Below are 21,470 nucleotides of genomic sequence, written 5' to 3'. Positions count from 1 at the left end.
CATCCCTGACCTAAGGTTCCTGTCAAACATCCGGAGGGCAAGATGGCAATTCTTGAACGTCGGGTCACGGACGGCGTGGCCCACCTGACCATGAACGCACCCGAGCGGCTGAACGCGCTCTCGGACGAGATGATTCTGGCGCTGCACAGCACGCTGGACGACATCGCCGAAACGCGCAGCATCCGCGCGGTGATCCTGTCCGGCAGTGGCAAGGCATTCTGCGCGGGCCACGATCTGAAACAAATGACCGAAGGACGCCAGAAACCCGACGGCGGACGCGGGTATTTCGCTGATCTGTTCAATCGCTGTGCGTCGATGATGGCACGGGTGCAATCCCTGCCCCAGCCGGTGATCGCACAGGTGCACGGCATTGCCACCGCCGCGGGCTGTCAGCTGGTTGCCACCTGCGACATGGCGATTGCGGCGCAGGGCACACGCTTTGGCGTCAACGGCGTGAACATCGGCCTGTTCTGTTCGACACCCATGGTGGCGCTGACCCGCAACATTCCGCGCAAGCAGGCATTCGAGATGCTGACCACCGGCCAGTTCATCGAAGCCGACCGCGCCGAGGCGCTGGGGCTGATCAACCGCGCGGTGTTGCCCGAACATCTGGCGGCGGAAACGCAAGAGCTGGCGAATACGGTTGCGTCCAAGCTGGGATCGGCGGTCAAGATCGGCAAGCAGGCGTTTTATGACCAATTGTCGATGACCACCGATGCCGCCTATGCCCACACCGGGAATGTCATGGTCGAGAACATGTTGCACCGGGACACCGAAGAAGGAATTGCGGCGTTTCTGGACAAGCGCGATCCGCGTTGGGAACAGTAGGCGGAAAATCACCGGACTGTGTAGGCGGTTGTAAATAAATGAGTTTTATCGCCTAAACGCCTGAATTCGCCGATTGTTTCCAATGTGAGTTTGATTGTATCAACGGAATCACTGGCAAATCGGGCATTACTGTGTCACAAACGCGACAAGCCAGATGGCCCAGAAGATTTTGGGTCGCCGTCGGCGGAAGGTCCCTCCAGGTCAGCTCTCTCTGACCGACCGTTCCCGCCACGGCGACCCCAAAATATCCCCCAAAATGCAAAAGCTCTAAACGCGCCCCGCAGCACAAGCCTGTCTGCGCCCCGTTGCGCATATCCGCGCCCTGCCCTACATCAGGCCCATGACAGATACACTTCATATCGTGGGCGGTGGCATGGCCGGGTCCGAAGCCGCATGGCAAGCCGCCAACATGGGCGTGCAGGTCGTGATCCATGAAATGCGCCCCCAGGTCGGCACCTTTGCCCACCAGACCGGGTTGCTGGGCGAGATGGTGTGCTCCAACTCGTTCCGCTCGGACGACAGCGAACAGAACGCCGTGGGCTTGCTGCATTGGGAAATGCGCGCCGCGAACGGGCTGATCATGGCAACCGCCGACAAGCACCGCCTGCCGGCCGGTGGCGCGCTGGCCGTGGACCGCGATCCCTTTGCCCAGACTGTCACCGATACGCTGATGGAGCACCCGAATATTTCCGTGGAATACGGCGAGATCACCGAACTGCCCCAGAGCGGCAGCTGGATCTTTGCCACCGGTCCGCTGACCTCGTCGACATTGGGTCAGGCGATTGCCGCCGAAACCGGCGCCGAGGCGCTGGCGTTTTTCGACGCCATTGCGCCCATCGTTTACTACGACAGCATCGACATGGAGCGTGCCTGGATGCAGTCGCGCTATGACAAGGGCGAGACCGAGGAAGAGCGCACCGCCTATCTGAACTGCCCGATGGACAAGGCGCAATACGACGCCTTCATCGATGCCCTGCTGGCCGCCGACAAGACCGAGTTTCACGAGGGCGAAACCGCGGGCTATTTCGACGGTTGCCTGCCCATCGAGGTGATGGCCGAACGCGGCCGCGAGACCCTGCGCCATGGGCCGATGAAACCGGTGGGCCTGACCAATCCGCACCAGCCTGACGTCAAGGCGCACGCCGTCGTCCAGTTGCGCCGGGATAACAAGCTGGGCACGCTCTACAATATCGTCGGCTTTCAGACGAAAATGAAATACGGCGCGCAGACCGAAGTCTTCAAGATGATCCCGGGCTTGGAAAACGCCAGCTTTGCCCGTCTGGGCGGCATCCACCGCAACACTTTCCTGAACAGTCCCACGCTGCTGGACGGCCAGATGCGCCTGCGCTCGCGGCCCAATGTGCGCTTTGCCGGTCAGATCACCGGTGTCGAAGGCTATGTGGAATCCGCAGCCATGGGCCTGTTGGCCGGTCGTATGGCCGCCGCCGAGCTGCTAGGCGGTTCGCTGGACACGCCGCCGGCCACCACCGCGATGGGCGCGCTGATCACGCATATCTCGGGCGGTGCCGATGCAAAGACGTTCCAGCCGATGAACGTGAACTTTGGCCTGTTCCCGCCCGTAGACGGATTGAAATCGGGCCGTCGCGGTCGCAAGGACCGTTACAAAGCCTATACAGACCGCGCCAAGACCGATTGGCAGGCATGGCTTGCCCCGCAGGCTGCGATTGCCTGACGACAGGCTGGACGCACGCACCGCTTGGCCCTAGTTTCGGAGCATGTCTTCATTCCTGAGCAAAGCCTTCACAGCGCGTGATTCTGCGGAAACCCGCACCTTTTATGACGACTGGGCCTCCAGCTACGAGGCCGAGATCACGGCCCTGGGCTATGCAACCCCTGCCCGCTGTGCGGCCGCCTTGCGGAAATACGCAGGCGAGACCAACGCGCCGGTTCTGGATTTCGGTTGTGGCACGGGGCTGGCAGGCCAGGCGCTGAAAGATGCCGGTTTCACGGTCATCGACGGCGTGGATCTGTCCGCGGCGATGCTGGCCGAGGCGCAAGCCAAAGACGTCTATCGCTCCCTGACACAGATCGAACCCGGACAGGCATTGCCCTTTGCCGATGGCGCCTATGCGTTGATGGCCGCCGTGGGGGTGATAGGCGCAGGCGCAGCCCCGGCGGGCGCGCTGCACACGTTGATGCGCAAGCTGCCCAAAGGTGGCAAGCTGGTCCTCACGCAGAACGACCACACCCTGAAAGACCCTGCGTTCAGGGGCGCCCTGTCCGAATGGACCGACTGCGGCGCCGCCCGTTTGCTGTTTCGCGAGGACGGTCCGCACCTGCCGGGCATAAACTTGAACGCCACCGTATATGTGATTGAAAAAGCGTGACATTCACAACACGTTTTGCGCCATCGCCGACGGGACCGCTGCATCTGGGGCACGCTTATTCCGCGATGCTGGCACATGACATGGCGCAGGCCCAGGGCGGGCGGTTCCTTTTGCGGATCGAGGATATCGATACGTCGCGCGCGCGTCCTGCGTTTGAGGCGCAGATATACGACGATCTGGCATGGCTGGGCCTGACGTGGGAAACCCCTGTATTGCGCCAGTCGGACAACATGAGCTTTTACCGACAGGCTATTGAAAAACTTTGGAAATCAGGATTGATTTACCCCTGCACCTGCAATCGGCGCGACATTCAGGCGGCCCTGTCTGCTCCGCAGGAAGGTGCGATCCTGACGGGGCCCGACGGCCCGATCTATCCCGGCACCTGCCGCCATGTGCCCACCCCGGATATGCCCATCCCCGACACCGCCGCGTTGCGCCTGAACATGGTCCGCGTGCGGCCTATGCTTGATGATTTGCGCTATACAGAAACGGGCACCGACGCTGGCATGATTGATTTCAGCGCCGAGGATCTCACCCAAACGCTGGGTGACATTGTGTTGGCGCGCCGCGATATGGGCACCTCTTACCATTTGTCCGTGGTCCTGGACGACGCCGCCCAAGGCATCACCCACGTGGTGCGCGGCGCCGATCTGGCCGAGGCGACGCGGATACACGTGGTGCTGCAGCGGTTGTTGGGGTTGCCGACGCCTGTTTACCATCATCACCGGCTGATCCGTGATGATGCGGGCAAACGGCTGGCCAAACGCGATGACGCGCGTGCCATCGCCAAATACCGGGCTGACGGGGCCACGCCCGGCGACATCCGCGCGATGGTCGGATTGCCGGGTTAAGGCGCAGCTTCCAGCTCGACCACCTCACCGCCCCGCACCGCGCGGTAAAAGCAGTTCTGCCGCCCGGTGTGGCAAGCGGGCCCCGACTGGTTGACCACCACCAACAGGCAATCGCTGTCGCAATCAAAGCGGAAATCGACCAGTTCCTGCACATTGCCCGAGGTCTCGCCCTTGATCCAGAACGCCTGGCGGGAGCGCGACCAATAGGTGACATTGCCGGTTGCCAACGTACGGGCCACCGCGTCGGCATTCATCCACGCCATCATCAACACCTCGCCGCTGGTGGCATCCTGCGCGATGGCGGGGATCAGCCCGGCGTCGTTGTAGGTCAGCGTTGCGGGATCGAACCTTTGGTCGGACATTTCACAAAACCTTTTTGCATCTCGGGCCGGGGCGCTTATGTATCAGACAAGACCGAAAGGAAAGCGGACATGGCTGACAGCGACCTGATCAAACTTTACTCGGGCCAGATTCTGGCGCTGGCCACGGATATTCCGCACCGCGAACGGCTGGCCGCCCCCGGTGCCACGGTCAAGAAACGCGCGCCCCTGTGCGGGTCAACTGTGACCGTGGATGTCAGCGTGCAGGACGGGATGATTTCGGACTTTGGACAGGATGTGAAAGCCTGTGCGCTGGGACAGGCGTCGGCGGCTGTTGTCGGAGGGGCGGTGATCGGGCGCACGCTGGCCGAGATTGAAACCGCCCGCGACCAGCTGCGCGCCATGCTCAAGGACGGCGGACCGGTGCCGGATGCGCCTTTTGACGGGTTCAAGGTGCTAGAACCCGCCCGCGATTATCGCAACCGGCATGCCTCGATCCTGCTGAGCATCGAAGCCACCGCCGAAGCCATGCAGCAGGCCCTGCAAGCCAACTGCGCTTGATGCAATCGCATTAGGAACTTGTGAACGAATCTGCGCTAGCCATTGTCCGACAACTGGCGGGGCGAGATGACTGCACATTCCGAAATTGCCGAACTTCAACAGATCAACCGGCTGGCCGCGCGCGCGTCGGAACTGGGCTATGAAATTGTCGATCTGGCCGGGTTTCTGGACGTGGTCGAAACCCAATCGCGTGAACAGCGCACGGCCCTGGCCGCACTGACCCAATCGGCGAACAAGGTTGAGACGGCCAACGCCGACATGCGCGAGGTGACAGATGCCTTGACCGGGAGTACCCGCGACGCGGTGCGGGATGTCAAAACATCGGCAGACACCATTCGCGGGCTGGGCACGCAAACCACCACGGTGGCGGGATGGGTTCAGGACCTGCGCGAGCGCACGCAATCCATCGGCGGCACGCTGGACGCGGTCAAGGACAACAACACGCAAATCGCGGCCATTGCGATGCAGGTGAACACGCTGGCCATCAACGCCAAGATCGAGGCCGCGCGTGCGGGCGACGCCGGGCGCGGTTTTGCCGTGGTGGCCGAGGCGATCAACGCGCTGAGCCAGAAAACCAAGGATGCCGCCACCCGTATCACCCGCAATATCGAATCGCTGACCGAGTGGATTTCGCTGCTGGACAACGAAGCACAGACGATTTCCAGCACCGCGGAAACCGTGATCGACCTGACCGGGGCAAGCGACAGCGCTCTGATGCAGATCGAAAGCTCGATGCAGCAGGCCTTTGACCAGGTCGCGCGGATTGCGGACCGCACACAGGTGGTGGGTGCGGCGATGGCCAGCTTCTCGCCGAACCTTGCAGGGATCGAGGCGGCGGTGACGCACACCACCAACGGGATCAAGTCCACGCACGACCGCATCAACCGCCTGATCGACCGGTCGGAACAGATCGTGCAATCCAGTGCGGCCCTGGGTGGTACGACAAAGGACGCGCCGATGATCGATTATGTGCGTCAACTGGCTGCAACCGCCGGTGCGCGGCTGGAACAGGCGATTGCCACGGGGCAGATCACACAAGCACAGATGTTCGACCGCACCTATCGCCCCGTGCCCGGCAGCAATCCAGAACAGGTTGTGACCGGTTTTACCCGGCTCATGGATCAGGTGATGCCTGAAATACAGGAACCTGCATTGAGTTTCGACGACCGCGTCGTCTTTTGTGCCGCTGTCGATGTGAACGGGTATCTGCCCACCCACAATCGCAAATTCTCGCAACCTCAGGGGCCTGATCCGGTGTGGAATATGGCCAACTGCCGAAACAGGCGTATCTTTGACGACCGCGTGGGACTGAAGGCGGGGCGCAACACCGATCCGTTCCTGTTGCAGGTCTATCGCCGCGACATGGGCGGCGGCGAATTTGCCATGATGAAGGATCTGTCAGCCCCGATATTCATCAACGGCACGCTTTGGGGCGGCTTGCGGCTGGCCTATCGGTTCTGAAACCACCCCCATAAAAAAAGCGCCGCACATCCGGTTCGGGATGGCGGCGCAGGAAAAGCGTTTGTCGTGTGGGACCCGGACTGTCCGGCCAAGGGGGACCTTGGTTAACGCGGGACAGGCAATCCCGTTAAAGCGCATCAATTTGGGACGGATGCGCCAGACAGCCGGCACGACATCGCAGGCAGAAAATCAGACAAAGGCAGGCAGGTGCAGGCCGACAACCAGCATCACCATCAAGGCCGCAGCGCCCACCGCATCCTGCAACAATGTGCTTTCTGCGCGGGTGGCGATGGATTTGATCAGTCGCATGGTGGTCATCTTTGCATCTCCCGTTCCTCTGTTGCCCCTTTGTTCTCACATCCTTTACGACCTGTAAAGAACTTTATGAGAACATTTGTGAACTTATTGGAACATCAACGCGGGGATTACACCTAACCGACTGAAATCAAACGAATGGCTTCGTCCTGCCGCATCAGCCACAACAGCACCCGCGCCGCCTTGCCACGCGGTGTTTCCAGCTTTGGGTCATCGGCCAGCAGCTTGCGGGCATCACTTTGGGCGATGGCCATCAATCCGGCCTGCCGTTCAAGGTCGGCAACGGCGAACCGGGGCAGACCGGATTGCGCTGTGCCAATCACATCGCCTGCCCCACGCATCTGCAAATCGGTCTCGGCAATCACGAACCCGTCTTCGGTTTCGCGCAGCACTTCCAGCCGCTTCTGCCCCGTATCGCTCAGCGGGGCCTGATACATCAGCAAACAGGTCGAGGCCGCATCGCCCCGCCCCACCCGTCCGCGCAACTGGTGCAACTGGGCGAGGCCAAAAATCTCGGCCCGCTCGATCACCATGATCGTCGCGTTGGGCACATTCACCCCCACCTCGATCACCGTTGTCGCCACCAGAACCGAGGTTTCACCGGCCTGGAACGCCGCCATGGCAGCATCCTTTTCGGCAGGCGGCATCTGACCGTGCACCAGCCCAACCACCCCTTCGCCCAAGGCCGCGCGCAACCGTTTGAACCGCTCACCCGCCGAGGTCAGGTCCACGACTTCGCTTTCCTCGACCAGCGGGCAGACCCAATAACATTGCTGCCCCTTGGCAATCGCCGCACGCAACCGGTCGATCACCTCGTCCATGCGCCCGCTGCTGACCAGCGCCGTGCGGATCGGTTTGCGCCCCGGTGGTTTTTCATCCAGCACCGAAACGTCCATATCGCCATATTGCGCCAGCGACAGCGACCGCGGGATCGGCGTTGCGGTCATCACCATCACATCCGCACGCGCGCCTTTGGCGCCCAGGGCCAGACGTTGGCGCACGCCAAAGCGGTGCTGTTCGTCAATGATCGCCAGCCGCAAATCGCGGAATTCCACATCCTTTTGAAACACGGCATGGGTGCCCACCAGGATCTGAATGCGCCCATCCGCCAATGCGGCCAGCTTTGCCTTGCGTTCGCTCCCCTTGTCGCGGCCCGTGAGCAGTTCCAACACGACGCCCGCGTCCTCGGCCAGCGGCTGCAACCCTTCAAGGTGTTGACGCGCAAGGATTTCTGTCGGTGCCATCAGCACGCCCTGCCCGCCTGCCTCGACCGCGACCAGCAGCGCCATGAAGGCGACCAGGGTCTTGCCCGCGCCCACGTCGCCCTGCAACAGGCGATTCATCCGTTGCGGCCGTGCCATGTCGTCCGTGATCTCGGCAATCGCGCGTTCCTGCGCGTTGGTGGGCCGATAGGGCAACGCGGCCAGGACCTTGCGTTGCAAGGCCCCCGTTGCGACGGTTTCGCGGCCCGGCTTGCGTCGTTCCGCGGCACGGGCCAGCGCCAGCGTGATCTGGTGCGCGATCAGCTCGTCATAGGCCAGCCGTTCGCGCGCCGGTGATGTCATTGCGATGTCACGAAGCGACTGCGGGGCATGTGCCTGCGCCACCGCCTCGCCAAAACTGGGCCAGTTCGCCTGCGCCATCTGGCCCGGATCAATCCATTCGGCCAGCTCCGGCACCCGGGCCAGCGCGCCGCGGGTCGCTTTCCACATCACTTTTTGCGTGACACCTGCGGTCAACGGATAGACCGGTTCGAACGCGGGAATGTCTGCGGCTTCGGCCTCGGGCAGGATATGATCGGGGTGCAGCATCTGGGCCATCCCGTCGAACATTTCGACCTTGCCGGACACCACGCGCCGCGATCCCTCGGGCAGTTGCGCCAACAGGAAATCGGCGCGCCCACGGAAAAACACGATCTGAAAGGCGGTCTCGGCGTCTTCGACCGTGATGCGATAGGCGCCGCCCTTGTTGCGCGGGGGCTGGTGACGGCCCACGGTGACAATCACCGTGTATGTGCCGGGCAAAACGGCATCTTTCAATGTCGCGCGCGGGGTGCGGTCGATGCCGGTGTGCGGCAGGGTGAACAGCAGGTCACGCGGCGTGGTGATGCCGGTCGCGGCCAGCAGGTCGGCGGTTTTCGGGCCGATCCCGTCAAGCGTCTGCGCTTCGGCGAAAAGCGGGAAAAGCTGTTCTGGACGCCCGCTCATGCGCCCTCGATCAGGGCCAGCCAGCCGTCTTCGTCCAGGGTTTCGATGCCCAATTCGGCGGCTTTTTTCGCCTTTGAACCCGCGCCCGGTCCCGCGACCAGAATATCGGTCTTGGCGCTGACCGATCCGGACACTTTCGCGCCCAGGGATTCTGCTCGCGCCTTGGCCTCGGCGCGGGTCATTTTTTCAAGCGTGCCGGTAAAGACCACCGTTTTGCCTGCCACAGGGCTGCCCGAAGTGTCGGGGCGCTCGGCGGCTTGCACGTCCAAATGGGCGATCAGCCGGTCGATGGCGGCGCGCTCGGTCTCTTGGGCAAAGGTCGCGGTCAGCGATCCCGCCATGACCCCGCCCACGCCGTCGATGCCCGTGAGGTCGGCCCAGGCCTCGCTTTCAGTATCGGCGGCGGCGTCCATGGCAGCGGCAAAAGCGTCCCACGTGCCATAGTGCAAGGCCAGCAAGTTCGAAGCCGATTCCCCCACATGGCGGATGCCAAGACCAAAGATCAGGCGCGACAGTGCGATCTGGCGGCGGTCGTCGATGGCGTCGAAAAGGTTGCTGGCGGATTTTTCCCCCCAGCCTTCGCGGTTTTTCAGCTGTTGCAGGCCGCTGCCGTAGCGGTCGCGCAGGGTGAAGATGTCCGCAGGCTCGGCGATCCAGCCGTCGGCGTGGAATTGTTCGACCTGTTTCGCGCCCAGACCGTCAATGTCAAAGGCACTGCGCGAGACAAAATGTTTCAGCTTTTCAACAGCCTGCGCGGGGCAGATCATACCGCCCGAACAGCGACGGATGGCGTCGCCCGGCTCGCGGATGGCGTCGCTGCCGCACTGGGGGCAGATCTGCGGGAACACATAGGGCACCGCATCGTCGGGACGTTTGTCCAGGTCCACATCCGCCACTTTGGGGATCACGTCGCCTGCGCGATACACCTGAACCCAGTCACCGACGCGGATGTCCTTGCCCGCGCGGATCTCTCCGCCTTTTGAGTCGCGGCCCGCGATGTAATCCTCGTTGTGCAGCGTGGCGTTCGACACGACGACACCGCCAACCGTGACCGGGGCAAGCCGCGCTACGGGGCTGAGCGCGCCGGTGCGGCCCACCTGGATGTCGATGGCCTCAAGCCGTGTCCAGGCCAGTTCGGCCGGGAATTTATGCGCGGTGGCCCAGCGGGGCGTGGTTGACCGGAAGCCCAGCCGCCCTTGCAGCGCCAGGTCGTTCACCTTGTAGACGACGCCGTCAATGTCATAGCCCAGTTCGCTGCGCATCTGTTCGATCTTGGCGTAATGGACCAGCATCTCGGCGGGCCCGTCACACAGTTGCGTCAGCGGATTGGTCTGGAATCCCATTTGCGACAGACGGTCGATGGCGGCCATTTGGGTGTCTGCCAGCGGTTCGGAAATCTCGCCCCAAGTGTAGGCGAAAAACTTCAGCGGGCGCGCACGGGTGATCGACGCATCCAGTTGGCGCAGCGATCCCGCAGCCGCGTTGCGCGGGTTGGCAAAGGTTTTGCCGCCGCGTTCGGAGTGACGTGCGTTCAGCGCCTCGAAATCAGCGTGGCTCATGTAGACTTCGCCGCGCACTTCCAGAACGGCGGGGGCGTTTTCGATGTTTTGCGGAATGTCGTCGATGGTCCGCGCGTTGGCGGTCACATTCTCGCCGACCTGCCCGTCGCCCCGCGTGGCCGCCGACACCAGCGTTCCGTTCTCATAGCGCAGCGACAGCGACAACCCGTCGATCTTGGGCTCTGCCGTGTATTGCAGCGGTGCGTCTGCCCCCAACCCAAGGTATTTGCGGACCCGCCCGTCGAATTCCTCGACCTCTTCCGCCTCGAAAGCGTTGGACAGCGACAGCATCGACACCGCGTGCCGTATCTTAGAGAATCCCTCGGCTGTCTCGGCGCCCACCTGCTCGCTGGGACTGTCATCGCGCTTGAGGTGTGGAAAGCGCGCCTCGATGTCCGCATTGCGCCGTTTCAAGGCGTCGTAATCGGCATCCGTGATCTGTGGCGCGTCTTCGGTATGATAGGCGCGGTTTGCGCGCGCCAGCACATCCGCCAGCCGAGCCAATTCCTCGCGCGCCTGCGCTTCGGTCATGTCAGAGATATTTATGGTGTCAGACACAGACCTGCCTCTTTCGTGATGTCGCGCCCTAGAGATAGAAGCGTGACAGGGACAGGTCCAGTTCAATCCGGCCAGAAAGTCTGTGTGAGTGGTGGTCGTTTGCCATCCGCCCCGAAACCTTGGGGCAGACCCCGATGTTAAGCGCCGATCGCCAGTCGCTGGTTGTCGTCCCCCGAAAGCACGCCGGGTTCAGGGTCGCACAGCACATATCCACGCCCCCACACGGTTTCGATATAATTCTGACCACCCGTTGCCGTGCTCAGCTTTTTGCGCAGCTTGCAGATGAAAACGTCGATGATCTTCAACTCGGGTTCGTCCATGCCGCCATAAAGATGGTTCAGGAACATTTCCTTGGTCAGGGTGGTCCCCTTGCGAAGGCTCAGCAGTTCGAGCATCTGGTATTCCTTGCCCGTCAGATGCACGGATTTGTTGTCCACGCTGACAGTTTTCGCATCCAGGTTAACCGAAATCATGCCCGTTTCGATGACCGACTGCGAATGCCCCTTGGACCGTCGAATTATGGCATGAATGCGCGCGACCAGCTCTTCGCGGTGGAAGGGTTTTGTCAGGTAATCGTCCGCGCCGAACCCGAAACCCCTGATCTTGTTCTCGGTGTCGTCCGCCCCCGAAAGGATCAGAATAGGCGTTTCGATCCGTGACAAACGCAATTGCCGCAACACCTCGTGGCCGTTCATATCCGGCAGATCCAGGTCCAGAAGGATCAGGTCGTAGTCATAAAGCTTGGCCAGATCGATCCCCTCTTCACCCAGATCCGTCGCATAGACGTTCAAGTTGGCATGGGTCAGCATCAATTCGATGCTTTTCGAGGTCGTCGGATCATCTTCAACAAGCAGAACACGCATTATCAGTCTCCGGATCACGTCAAGAATAAGGCAGTGATCACACACTGTACAAAAAAGGTTAATCACACGTTACTGAAACCGAGGTTACAACAGGCAACTGCAGGTTGCTAACATTAAACTTGTCACGATCCGGCTTTTGGCCGTCGAAACCGTTGTAAAGCCGTGGCTTTTAGCGCCTCTTCACCGTGCAGGCTGACCGCGCGGACCCATTCCGCGAACTCTTCGGCGCTGATGTCATAACGTTGCAGCGCCGCCGCCTGCCCGATCAGACCGTACAGCACCCCCCGCACCACCGCTGCCTTGCGCGAGGCCACCCAGCGCCGCGTGCCCGCGTCGGGCAGATCGGCCTGCGTCATCACAGACCCGTCCAGCAATGTGACTGCCCTTGGACCGTCGACTTTTTTCAGATACATGACTGTCTCGTGTAGCGCCTTTACAGGTCCAACTGCGCGTTTCGGTCTTAAGGTTCGGTGAAGCCGCCTCTTGAGAGTAATTAGGATTTTCCTATATATCGCCTGACACCGTCGGAGTTCGTCATGCCACTTGATACTGCACACCCGCTGAATTCGCTGGGTTTTGCCAAGCCGCCCGCAGAAACACGGGTCGTCGTTGCCATGTCCGGCGGCGTCGACAGCTCGGTCGTGGCCGCCCAACTGGCCGAAGAAGGCTATGACGTGGTCGGCGTCACCTTGCAGTTGTACGACCACGGTGCTGCGCTGGCGAAAAAGGGCGCGTGCTGTGCGGGTCGCGACATTCACGATGCCCGCCGCGTGGCCGAGGAAATGGGCTTTCCCCACTATGTTCTGGACTATGAAAACGTGTTCAAGGACGCGGTGATCGACGAGTTTGCCGACAGCTACCTTGGCGGCGCGACGCCTGTGCCCTGCATCCGCTGCAACGAACGGGTGAAGTTCAAGGACCTGCTGGAAACCGCCAAGGATCTGGAAGCCGACTGCATGGCCACAGGCCACTATATCCAGCGCAAGATGGGTGCCGACGGGGCCGAGCTGCATTGCGCCACCGATGCCGCGCGCGATCAAAGCTATTTCCTGTTCTCGACCACCGCAGAGCAGCTGGATTACCTGCGCTTTCCGCTGGGCCACTTGCCGTCCAAGGACGCGACCCGCGCATTGGCCGCGAAATACGGGCTAAGCGTGGCGGACAAGCCGGACAGTCAGGACATCTGCTTCGTGCCGAATGGCGATTATGCCAGCGTAATCCGCAAGTTGCGCCCCGAAGCTGCGGCTCCGGGCGAGATTGTGGATATGAACGGCACGGTTCTGGGCACCCATGATGGTGTGATCAACTATACCATCGGTCAGCGCCGGGGTCTGGGCATCGGCGGGCTGGCCGATCCGCTGTATGTGGTCAAGCTGGACGCCGACACCGCCCGCGTGGTGGTCGGCCCCAAAGAGATGCTTGCCACCCGCACCGTTCCGGTCCGCGAGATCAACTGGCTGGGCGATGAACCGATGATGTCGCGCGACGCATGGAAGATTGCCGTGCGCGTCCGCTCGACACGTCCACCCACCGACGCGATCCTGCGTCCGATCTCGGCCACCGAGGCGACTGTGGAACTGACCCTGCCCGAAGAGGGCGTCAGCCCCGGACAGGCCTGCGTGTTCTATGACCGCGACAGCAGCCGTATCTTTGGCGGCGGCTGGATTCACAAAGGGTAACCGGGGGCCGTCCGGCCCTATAGACGCGCCAGCACCGCACGTGCAGCGCGCAGGCCTGGGTTTTCGCCATTGCGTCCCAGCAGGTCCATCGTGGTGCGCATCGCGTCGCGCTGCGGTTCGGGATCTTGCAGCAGATCCAACATCCCTTGGGCAATCAGGTCCGACCGGCATTGCGCCCCGATGAACTCGGGCACGGTGCGGGAATCCGATACGATATTGATCAAATTGGTCGTATCTATCTGCATCATCCGTTGCACGATCCGGCGGCTGAGCCAGTTCATGTCATAGATGCTGACCATCGGGGTATCTGCCGCCGCAAGCTCAAGCGCTACGGTGCCAGAGGCCGCGAGCGCCGCATCGGCGGCGGCAAAGGCGACCCGTTTGGCCCGTGCCGCCGTTTCCACATCCAGCCCGCGCGGGTCCAGAACCTTGGGCACCAGCGGCCAGTCTGCGACGGCTGCAATCACCATCTCGGCCACAGGCGCCGCTGCGGGCACCACGACGCGCAAGCCCGGGTGCGCGGCCAGCACGGGGGCCAAGGCGGCCCCCAGACGCGGCGCCAGACGCGACACCTCGCCCTTGCGCGAGCCGGGCAGCACCAGCAGCAGCGGGTCCGCCTGTTCCATCCCGTATTGCACCCGGAATTGGGCCACATCCTGCAAAGAGGGCTGCGGCTCTGACACCACGGGGTGCCCTACGAAGTCGCAGTCCATGCCTGCGGCCTGCATATAGGGCGGTTCGAACGGGAACAGGGCCAGCACGTGATCGATGACCTCGGCCATGTGATCCGCGCGCTTGGGACGCCACGCCCAGACAGTCGGGGCGACGTAATGCACGGTGCGAATGGTGCTGGACGCCTTGACCAACCGCGCGACGCGCAGGCTGAAATCCGGGCTGTCGATCGTGATCATCACATCCGGTGCCGTATCGATCACGGCCTGTGCGGTCTGGGCGATGCGGCGTTTCAGGTGGCGGTACTTGGGCAGCACCTCCATGATCCCCATGATGCTGAGTTCGGACATGTCAAAGCGGCTGGCCAGCCCCTGCGCCTGCATCTCGGGACCGCCGACGCCGTCAAAGCTGACATCCGGCACCAGCGTTTTCAGCCCTGCCATCAGCGCGCCGCCCAGCTTGTCGCCCGACGGCTCGCCCGCGATGATGAACACCCGCATCAGTCGCCCGTCCGCGCCCACAGGACCAGCCCGTAGCGGTCGGCCAGCGCGACACACGCGTCGCGGTCCAGCACCAGAACGTCACCGGCATCAATGACGATACCGGCAAAGCCTGCGGCGGCGCAGGCGGTGATTGTGTCGGGGCCGATGGTGGGCAGGTCGATGCGCCGTTCCTGCCCCGGCTTCGGGGCCTTGAACAGGATGGCGCGGTCTTTGGGCTTGCCTGCCATCCGCGCGATCAGCGCATCGGTGCCTGCGGCATCCTCCATGCCGATCACCGCGCCATTCGCCACGACACAGGCCTGTCCGATGTCCCGCGCACCTTCGCGGGCGATATGCGCGGCACCGGCCTCTGCGTCCCGGCGCATTTGCGCGTCGGGCCATATGTCACCATAGACACCGCCCTCGGCCAGAAGGGACGGCACCAGATCTTCGACGCCGCGCACGGCAAAGCCGGTCTTTTCGAAAATATCCAAGACGATGCGCAGCGCCCCGTCGTCGCCCTGCTCCAATGCCTGCTGGAACAGCGGCACCAGTGGCGCGGTTTCGGCATCCAAAGCGTCAGGGTCCAGGGTGGGCCGCGCAATGCCGCCGACAAAGCAGACATCGGTCACGCCACGCGTGCCAAGATCAACCAACAAAGAGCCGAGCGTTTCCAGACGGAATGTCAGGTCAGGTTCCAGCCCGTCCGGCGCATTGCCCGCCAGCATACAGACCAGCGGCGGCTGGGGCATCGCGTCGGCCACCACCTTGGGCATCTGCCCCGTTCCCGCGATCAGTGCCAGCATCAAAGCCTCACTTGGGTGTCAGGAAGGACCGGTCGGATTCACCCAGGATGAAATCGACGATCTGTTTGACATAGTCGCTGTCGGTCTCGGCCCCCAGACGTTCGGCGCGGTCGTGGAACGTGCCCTCGCCCTGTGCCAGCATCTGGAAGGCAGCCCGCAACGCGGTGATGTCGGCACGTTTCACACCGCGGCGTTTCAGCCCGACCAGGTTCAGCCCGTCCAGATCGCCGCGCGGGGCCTGTACCAGACCGTAGGGAATCACATCGTTGGTCACCATGGTGACCGCCCCGATGATCGCGCCCTGCCCGATGCGGACGAACTGGTGAATGCCCGACAGCCCGCCGATGATCACGTCATCCTCAAGCACACAGTGGCCCGCCACAGCGGCGTTGTTGACCACGATCACACGGTTGCCGACCTGCGCGTCATGCGCGATGTGACAGCCCGCCATGAACAGCCCGTCATCGCCAACACGGGTCACACCGCCGCCGCCCTCGGTGCCGCCGTTCATCGTGACGTGTTCGCGGATGCGGTTGCGCTTGCCGATTTCCAGCGCCGAGGTTTCGCCCTTGAATTTCAGATCCTGCGGAATCTCACCGATCACGGCAAAGGAGAAGATCACGGTGCCTTCGCCCACCGTGGTCCGCCCGGTGACAACCACATGGCTTTTCAGCTCGACGTTCGGGCCAAGCACGACCTCGGGACCGACCAGGCAGAACGGACCAACCGTCGCGCTGGGGTCGATATGTGCGCCGTCTTCAACGACAGCAGAGGGGTGGATGCCACTCATGCCACTACGTCCTTGGGCAGGTCCATCATCGCGGTGAACGACGCTTCGCAGGCCATTTCGCCGTCGACCTCGGCCACGCCCGAGAATTTCCAGACCTTGCCGCCCGGCTTGCCGCGCACGGTTTGCAGTTTCAGTTCCAGCACATCGCCGGGTACGACCATGCGGCGGAACTTGCAGCCCTCAATGGCCATAAAATAAACCAGCATGTCGCGGTCGGCCATGTTCAGCGCGGTGCCCACCATCACCGCCGCCGTCTGCGCCATCGCCTCGACAATGGTCACGCCCGGCATAATCGGCTTGCCTGGAAAATGACCTTGAAAATGTGGCTCGTTCATCGTCACGTTCTTGATGCCGCGCGCCGTCTGATAGCCGTCGATGTCCACGACCTTGTCCACCAGCAGGAACGGATAGCGGTGCGGCAGGATACGCTGGATCAGATCAATGTCGGCACTCAGAAGCTCGGAGGTCATAGGTTGTTCTTTCGGTGATGTTACAGGCTGTTAGAGTACCAAGCCGCGCGCGGCGGGGCAAGCAAACGGCCCTGTGATGCTATTTGGTTCCGTCGCCCAGGGCGGCGTCGATCCGCGCAATGGCGGCATCGGTGATATCGATGACATTGGCACTGAGGAACACGCTGCGCCGTTCCAGGATCACCGCAGCGCCCGACTCGCGCATCAGGGTCTCCAACACCGGCGCTGCGGCGTTCAAAAAGGCGATCTGTTCCTTTTCCAGCAATTGCGACAGCTCGCGTCCCTTTGCCTCTTGAGCGCGCCGGGTGCTTTGCACTTTTTCGTCGAATGCATCCGCGAGGGATCGGAAGGCTTCGGCGTCCATCTTGGCACGCTTGTCGGTCAGGTCCTGTTCTTCGGCGGTCAGCTCCGCTTCGATCTTGCGGTTCTCGGCGGCCAGGTCGGCACCGCGCTCCTCGATCTCCTTGGCGACCCTCAGGCCAAAGGCGCTTTGCGAATACAAGCGGTCCGTGTCAACGGTCAGGATCGGGCTTTGCATCACGCTGGGTGCGGTCGGCGCCGGTGGTTCCTGGGCCGCAACAAAAGACCCTGCCAGCACAGTGGCCAGCAGGGTCAGAAAGATGCGCACAAAACGTCGCATCACACTCCTCAGAACGAGGTCGACAGGGTCAGGTCGAAGCTTTGATCGCGGTCAAAGTCCTCTTTCTTGATCGCATCGGTAAAGTTGAACCGCAGCGGACCAATGGGCGTGTCCCACAGGATCGAAAGACCCAGAACGTGACGGAACGAGCCGTCTTCGCCCTGAACTGAGCCCCCGTTCAAGTTCACGTCGCTGAGGTCCCAAAGGTTGCCAACGTCATAGAAGACCGCGCCGCGAATGCCGTATTCTTCCGGCAGACCCAGGGGGAATTCCGCTTCGAAACGTGCCGAGAGGAACATGTTCCCGCCCAAGGCGTCGCCGTTGTTCGCATCACGTGGTCCGATGCCGCCCGGCTCAAAGCCGCGCATGATGTTTGGCCCCAGGATAAAGCGGTCAATCGCACGGTTGTTGCCTTCCGACCAGCTCAGCACGCCACCTTCCAGCGTCGCGCTCAGGATGACTTCGTCGTTGAAGATACGTTTTTGACCGACAACCTTACCCGTCGTACGGATGAATTTGCTGTCCCCTCCCAGACCGGCAAAGTCCTGGCCGAATTGCAGAAGAACCCCCGCAGTCGGGTCCAGACCGGACCGGCGCGTGTCATAGGTGTAGGTATAGCCGACCGACGACCGGAATTGCGCACCTGCGGCAATATCGTCATCGATGATAACACCGTTCTCAGATGGATCGCGTCCCAGAACCTCGATGCTTTCTGCCGTATAGCGTACCGACAGACGCCCGTTTTCGCTCAGCGGGAAATCAAGGCTGGGTTGAAAAATGAGGCTTTCGGTGTCGAAGGTATAGCTGCTGCTTTCGCTTTCACTGTACGACAACTGCAACCCGAACCCCAGATCACGTCCCAACAAGGCCGGTTCGCGGAAGCTGATACCGTATGTTTCTGCTTCTTCGGCAGAGGAAAAGTCCAGCTTGAGCGACTGACCACGGCCGACAAAGTTGCGTTCCACAAAGGAAATCGCAAGACCAAAGCCGTTGGCCGTCGAGAATGTCCCACCAAAGCTCAGCGAACCTGTCGGTTTCTCCGCCACGTCAACGTCAACGATCACCTGCTCGGGGCTGGACCCTTCGCGGGCGTTCACTTGCGCGGTTTCAAAATAGTCCAGCGCCCGGATGCGTTCCGCGCTTTCACGGATTTCGCGCGGGTTGAACGGGTCACCCTCGGCGACCGGGAACTGACGGCGGATCACGCGATCCAGCGTGGTGGTGTTGCCTTCAATGTCGATGCGTTCAACAAAGACGCGCGGGCCACGGCTGATCACGAATTCGATGTCCAGCGTCAGGTCACGGTCGTTGCGGGTGATGCGCGGTTCGACCCGCATGAAATCAACCGTGTTGCGGATCGCCAGCGCCTCCATGCGCGAGATTTCCTGCTCGACCAGCGCGGGCGAATAGACAACACCGGGGCGAATCTTCGTGACCGCCTGGTATTCATCCGCGTCAACGCCCGGCATTTCGGAAACCGTGGTCACCTGCCCGAATTTGAATTGCTGACCTTCCTGCACGTTGAAGACCAGGAAATAACCGTCACGCTCCTGGGTCAGTTCTGCATTCACCGAATTGATCCGGAAATCGACATAGCCGCGCGACAGGTAGAAGTCCCGCAGCATCTGCTTGTCGGCTTCGATCCGGTCCGCCACAAATGTGTCGGCCTTGATCAGAGTGCGGAACAGGCCCGCCTGCTTTGTGCCCAGAACCCGACGCAAACGGCTGTCCGAGAACACGCGGTTGCCGACAAAGCTCAGCCGTTCCACTTCGACGATATCGCCTTCGAAGATTTCGAACACCAGATCGACGCGGTTGTCGCGACGCTTGATCACGCGCGGGGTGACCCGGGCAGCCAAACGGCCCTCGTTCGAGTAAGCCTCGGCGATGGCAGCGGCATCTTTTTCTGCAAGGCTGGGATTGAACACCCGGCGCTCGGACGAACTGACCAATGCTGTCAGCGCGTCATCCTTGATGCGACGGTTGCCTTCAAAGCTGATGCGGTTGATCGTCGGCAGTTCAACCACCGTGATCCGCAATGTGTTGCCCTGAGGCGCAATTGCGACACTTTCAAACAATCCGCTGGCCACCAGACGCTGATAAGCGTCGTTCAATTGCCCCGCAGACAGGTTTTGTCCGCGTGCGATTCCGGCCTGGCTGAGGATTGCCGACTGGCCAATCCGCGCATTGCCTTCGACAATCACACTGTCAAACCGATAGGTCTGAGCCTGTGCTTCGGCAGTAAAATATGTATAACTTGTTGCAGTTGCTGCACAAAAAACGAAGGCTTGCAAAAGCCCAGTCGCGATGTAGGCACGACCTTGTCGCTTGGCTGCACCGCCCTCTAACCCCAGTCTCATGGTTTTGACCCATTCTTTTAGACACCCATTGATCTTCTGAGTACCCAAGAAGGGGTGGCTTGTCAAAACGACAAAGCCCGCCGTGAACGGCGGGCTGTTACAAGTTGTAATGAAGTTGCCCGCAATCAGCCGGCAATATAAGTGGCAACGCCCAACGCGACCGCTATCGTACCCAGACAAAGCGCACGATCCCAGTTCAGCAACATCAAAAGGCTCAGGCCTTTGTAACCGTTTTGCAGTGTTTGCATGATGCATATTCCTTTTTCTCGGAACGTGCATAAACAGCCATTATGGCGTCAGTTTGTCGGAATGTGGCGAAACTGTGGCACCCCTGTCGACCTGCCCCGTCAGGGGCAGAAAATATCGTTTCCAAGGGCAAAAATCATCAGCGTCAGCACCAGGGTCAAACCGATCCCCATCAGGATGCGCAGCGCACCATCGCTGGGCGGACGCTTCATCACCGCCTCATAGGCGTAAAACACCAGGTGACCGCCATCCAGCGCCGGGATCGGGAACAGGTTCAACAAGCCTACTGCCGTGCTCAGCACCGCGATGAACCGCAAAAACGACTGCGTGCCCTGGCTTGCCATCGCGCCCGAAGTTTGCGCGATACCGATGGGGCCTGACAGGTTACAGGTGCTGATTGCGCCGGTGATGATATGACCCAGGCCAGACAGCGAGCCGGTGATGATGCCGCCTGTTTCGATGACCCCGTCACTCAGCGCACGCCAGACGCCCATCGGCTCGGTCGCCAGTTCGAATGCCATGCCGCCGACAATGCCGATACGCCATTCGGTTGTGTAACTGCCATCGGCCTGCGGTTCGTCGACACGCTTGGCCGACAGGGTCTTGTCCAGGATGGCCCCATCTCGCCAGACTGTCAGCGCCACGGGCGCCCCGTCCGAAGCCTCGACATTGGTTTTCAGTTGATCAAAGACGGAGATCGGCGTGCCATTCACGCCTACGATCACGTCACCCACGTCCAGGTCCGCCTGATAGGCGGCACTGCGCGGAACAAGCCCGACGACCAGCGGCGGAAAGATCTGGGGCCCCTGAACATCCAGTTCCGCGCCATCGCGCCTGACCCGGTAGTCCAGTTGCTCTGTCTTGGGCACACTGCTCAGGAACGGCCCAAAGCTGTCCTCGCTGATCAAGGGAACCGATTTGCCTGCGATTTGCAGGATCTCGTCGCCCGGCTGCAATTCGTTCACCTCGGTCGGCAATGCGCGCAATTCACCAACCGTCAGTTGGTCGCGTGTTGTTCCCGACCCCAGGAACAGGGCAGCAAACAACAGGATCGAAAAGACAAAGTTGAACACAGGCCCCGCGGCCACGGTCGCGGCACGTGCCCAAAGCGGTGCACCATGCATGGTCCGCCGCAGCGCCACGGCATCGGCTTCCACCGCCTGCATGGCGTCCGTGTCCTTGCCCGAGGCTGCGTTCGCGTCGCCCGCAAACTTGACATAGCCCCCAAAGGGCAGCGCCGCGATTTGCCATTGGGTCCCGCGTTTGTCGGTGCGTTTGTAGATCACCGGACCAAAACCCAAAGAAAACACATCGGCATGGATGCCCGACCAGCGACCGACGATATAGTGACCATATTCATGGATCGTCACGATGATGCTCAGCGCCACGACAAAGGCGACGACGATCCAGATCAGCCCGCCGGCCTGTGGAAGCAATCCGATAATGTCCAAAAC

At 61.6% G+C, this 21,470-nt stretch carries 21 protein-coding genes; 7 read left to right on the top strand and 14 right to left on the bottom strand.

What is annotated here, in order from left to right:
• The first annotated feature begins 42 nt into the window (after positions 1-42).
• The 4 genes from BUC08_RS16970 (at position 43) to gluQRS (ending at position 4,027) form a co-directional block, all read left to right on the top strand.
• Positions 43-828, top strand: a complete 786-nt coding sequence (locus BUC08_RS16970) for an enoyl-CoA hydratase (protein WP_037928803.1) — start codon at positions 43-45, stop codon at positions 826-828.
• Between the two features lie 340 nt (positions 829-1,168).
• The gene (trmFO, locus tag BUC08_RS16965; protein ID WP_037928806.1) at positions 1,169-2,521 is read left to right on the top strand and encodes a methylenetetrahydrofolate--tRNA-(uracil(54)-C(5))-methyltransferase (FADH(2)-oxidizing) TrmFO; all 1,353 of its coding nucleotides are present in this window, start codon (positions 1,169-1,171) and stop codon (positions 2,519-2,521) included.
• 43 nt (positions 2,522-2,564) lie between these two features.
• Entirely contained in the window at positions 2,565-3,176 is a 612-nt protein-coding gene (locus tag BUC08_RS16960; RefSeq protein WP_051694574.1) for a class I SAM-dependent DNA methyltransferase, read from the top strand.
• The gene (gene gluQRS, locus BUC08_RS16955) at positions 3,173-4,027 is read left to right on the top strand and encodes a tRNA glutamyl-Q(34) synthetase GluQRS (RefSeq protein ID WP_037928809.1); all 855 of its coding nucleotides are present in this window, start codon (positions 3,173-3,175) and stop codon (positions 4,025-4,027) included. Before BUC08_RS16960 ends, gluQRS begins: the two co-directional genes overlap by 4 nt.
• Here gluQRS and hisI read toward each other — a convergent pair.
• Positions 4,024-4,389: a phosphoribosyl-AMP cyclohydrolase gene (gene hisI, locus BUC08_RS16950; protein WP_037928812.1), complete on the bottom strand. Its 366-nt coding sequence runs from the start codon at positions 4,387-4,389 to the stop codon at positions 4,024-4,026. The genes gluQRS and hisI overlap by 4 nt on opposite strands.
• Before the next feature lie 69 nt (positions 4,390-4,458).
• Between hisI and BUC08_RS16945 the strand changes: the two genes are divergently transcribed.
• Entirely contained in the window at positions 4,459-4,908 is a 450-nt protein-coding gene (locus BUC08_RS16945) for an iron-sulfur cluster assembly scaffold protein (RefSeq protein WP_037928815.1), read from the top strand.
• A 66-nt stretch (positions 4,909-4,974) separates the two neighbouring features.
• A complete protein-coding gene (locus BUC08_RS16940) occupies positions 4,975-6,369 on the top strand; it encodes a methyl-accepting chemotaxis protein (protein ID WP_037928818.1) in 1,395 nt (464 codons plus the stop codon).
• A 189-nt stretch (positions 6,370-6,558) separates the two neighbouring features.
• Here BUC08_RS16940 and BUC08_RS25135 read toward each other — a convergent pair whose 3' ends face one another.
• From BUC08_RS25135 to sciP, 5 genes are all read right to left on the bottom strand, one after another.
• A complete protein-coding gene (locus BUC08_RS25135; protein ID WP_263481018.1) occupies positions 6,559-6,687 on the bottom strand; it encodes a hypothetical protein in 129 nt (42 codons plus the stop codon).
• 113 nt (positions 6,688-6,800) lie between these two features.
• Positions 6,801-8,891, bottom strand: coding sequence for an ATP-dependent DNA helicase RecG (gene recG, locus BUC08_RS16935; protein ID WP_037928821.1), 2,091 nt, complete (start codon positions 8,889-8,891; stop codon positions 6,801-6,803).
• On the bottom strand, positions 8,888-10,981 hold the full coding sequence (gene ligA, locus BUC08_RS16930) for an NAD-dependent DNA ligase LigA (RefSeq protein ID WP_174861758.1): 2,094 nt from the start codon (positions 10,979-10,981) through the stop codon (positions 8,888-8,890). Before ligA ends, recG begins: the two co-directional genes overlap by 4 nt.
• Positions 10,982-11,145: 164 nt before the next feature.
• Entirely contained in the window at positions 11,146-11,871 is a 726-nt protein-coding gene (ctrA, locus tag BUC08_RS16925; protein ID WP_037928828.1) for a response regulator transcription factor CtrA, read from the bottom strand.
• Positions 11,872-11,993: 122 nt separating this feature from the next.
• Complete coding sequence (gene sciP / locus BUC08_RS16920) at positions 11,994-12,284, bottom strand: CtrA inhibitor SciP (RefSeq protein WP_037928831.1); 291 nt, start codon at positions 12,282-12,284, stop codon at positions 11,994-11,996.
• 123 nt (positions 12,285-12,407) lie between these two features.
• On the opposite strand from sciP, the gene mnmA reads away from it, so the two are divergent.
• Positions 12,408-13,550 (top strand): tRNA 2-thiouridine(34) synthase MnmA, encoded by a 1,143-nt coding sequence (gene mnmA, locus BUC08_RS16915; RefSeq protein ID WP_037928834.1) that lies wholly within the window; start codon positions 12,408-12,410, stop codon positions 13,548-13,550.
• 17 nt (positions 13,551-13,567) lie between these two features.
• Here mnmA and lpxB read toward each other — a convergent pair whose 3' ends face one another.
• From lpxB to rseP, 8 genes are all read right to left on the bottom strand, one after another.
• Entirely contained in the window at positions 13,568-14,722 is a 1,155-nt protein-coding gene (gene lpxB, locus BUC08_RS16910) for a lipid-A-disaccharide synthase (RefSeq protein ID WP_037928837.1), read from the bottom strand.
• A complete protein-coding gene (locus BUC08_RS16905) occupies positions 14,722-15,510 on the bottom strand; it encodes an LpxI family protein (protein ID WP_037928840.1) in 789 nt (262 codons plus the stop codon). The genes lpxB and BUC08_RS16905 overlap by 1 nt, the downstream gene beginning before the upstream one ends.
• A 7-nt stretch (positions 15,511-15,517) precedes the next feature.
• A complete protein-coding gene (gene lpxA / locus BUC08_RS16900) occupies positions 15,518-16,300 on the bottom strand; it encodes an acyl-ACP--UDP-N-acetylglucosamine O-acyltransferase (RefSeq protein ID WP_037928843.1) in 783 nt (260 codons plus the stop codon).
• A complete protein-coding gene (gene fabZ / locus BUC08_RS16895) occupies positions 16,297-16,770 on the bottom strand; it encodes a 3-hydroxyacyl-ACP dehydratase FabZ (RefSeq protein WP_037928846.1) in 474 nt (157 codons plus the stop codon). Before fabZ ends, lpxA begins: the two co-directional genes overlap by 4 nt.
• A gap of 79 nt (positions 16,771-16,849) precedes the next feature.
• A complete protein-coding gene (locus BUC08_RS16890; protein ID WP_037928849.1) occupies positions 16,850-17,410 on the bottom strand; it encodes an OmpH/Skp family outer membrane protein in 561 nt (186 codons plus the stop codon).
• Between the two features lie 8 nt (positions 17,411-17,418).
• Complete coding sequence (bamA, locus tag BUC08_RS16885; protein ID WP_037928851.1) at positions 17,419-19,770, bottom strand: outer membrane protein assembly factor BamA; 2,352 nt, start codon at positions 19,768-19,770, stop codon at positions 17,419-17,421.
• Positions 19,771-19,895: 125 nt separating this feature from the next.
• Positions 19,896-20,018, bottom strand: coding sequence for a hypothetical protein (locus BUC08_RS25130; protein WP_263481011.1), 123 nt, complete (start codon positions 20,016-20,018; stop codon positions 19,896-19,898).
• Positions 20,019-20,117: 99 nt separating this feature from the next.
• The gene (gene rseP, locus BUC08_RS16880; protein WP_037928853.1) at positions 20,118-21,467 is read right to left on the bottom strand and encodes an RIP metalloprotease RseP; all 1,350 of its coding nucleotides are present in this window, start codon (positions 21,465-21,467) and stop codon (positions 20,118-20,120) included.
• Positions 21,468-21,470: the final 3 nt, after the last annotated feature.

Source organism: Pseudosulfitobacter pseudonitzschiae (assembly GCF_900129395.1).
In the GTDB taxonomy this organism is placed as follows: domain Bacteria; phylum Pseudomonadota; class Alphaproteobacteria; order Rhodobacterales; family Rhodobacteraceae; genus Pseudosulfitobacter; species Pseudosulfitobacter pseudonitzschiae.
This window is presented reverse-complemented; position numbering and strand designations above follow the sequence as displayed.

Coding starts and splice junctions, on each gene's coding strand:
- BUC08_RS16970 (WP_037928803.1), top strand. CDS start 43: ATGGCAATTCTTGAACGTCGGGTCACGGACGGCGTGGCCCACCTGACC.
- trmFO (WP_037928806.1), top strand. CDS start 1,169: ATGACAGATACACTTCATATCGTGGGCGGTGGCATGGCCGGGTCCGAA.
- BUC08_RS16960 (WP_051694574.1), top strand. CDS start 2,565: ATGTCTTCATTCCTGAGCAAAGCCTTCACAGCGCGTGATTCTGCGGAA.
- hisI (WP_037928812.1), bottom strand. CDS start 4,389: ATGTCCGACCAAAGGTTCGATCCCGCAACGCTGACCTACAACGACGCC.
- BUC08_RS16945 (WP_037928815.1), top strand. CDS start 4,459: ATGGCTGACAGCGACCTGATCAAACTTTACTCGGGCCAGATTCTGGCG.
- BUC08_RS16940 (WP_037928818.1), top strand. CDS start 4,975: ATGACTGCACATTCCGAAATTGCCGAACTTCAACAGATCAACCGGCTG.
- BUC08_RS25135 (WP_263481018.1), bottom strand. CDS start 6,687: ATGACCACCATGCGACTGATCAAATCCATCGCCACCCGCGCAGAAAGC.
- recG (WP_037928821.1), bottom strand. CDS start 8,891: ATGAGCGGGCGTCCAGAACAGCTTTTCCCGCTTTTCGCCGAAGCGCAG.
- ligA (WP_174861758.1), bottom strand. CDS start 10,981: ATGACCGAAGCGCAGGCGCGCGAGGAATTGGCTCGGCTGGCGGATGTG.
- ctrA (WP_037928828.1), bottom strand. CDS start 11,871: ATGCGTGTTCTGCTTGTTGAAGATGATCCGACGACCTCGAAAAGCATC.
- sciP (WP_037928831.1), bottom strand. CDS start 12,284: ATGTATCTGAAAAAAGTCGACGGTCCAAGGGCAGTCACATTGCTGGAC.
- mnmA (WP_037928834.1), top strand. CDS start 12,408: ATGCCACTTGATACTGCACACCCGCTGAATTCGCTGGGTTTTGCCAAG.
- lpxB (WP_037928837.1), bottom strand. CDS start 14,722: ATGCGGGTGTTCATCATCGCGGGCGAGCCGTCGGGCGACAAGCTGGGC.
- BUC08_RS16905 (WP_037928840.1), bottom strand. CDS start 15,510: ATGCTGGCACTGATCGCGGGAACGGGGCAGATGCCCAAGGTGGTGGCC.
- lpxA (WP_037928843.1), bottom strand. CDS start 16,300: ATGAGTGGCATCCACCCCTCTGCTGTCGTTGAAGACGGCGCACATATC.
- fabZ (WP_037928846.1), bottom strand. CDS start 16,770: ATGACCTCCGAGCTTCTGAGTGCCGACATTGATCTGATCCAGCGTATC.
- BUC08_RS16890 (WP_037928849.1), bottom strand. CDS start 17,410: ATGCGACGTTTTGTGCGCATCTTTCTGACCCTGCTGGCCACTGTGCTG.
- bamA (WP_037928851.1), bottom strand. CDS start 19,770: ATGAGACTGGGGTTAGAGGGCGGTGCAGCCAAGCGACAAGGTCGTGCC.
- BUC08_RS25130 (WP_263481011.1), bottom strand. CDS start 20,018: ATGCAAACACTGCAAAACGGTTACAAAGGCCTGAGCCTTTTGATGTTG.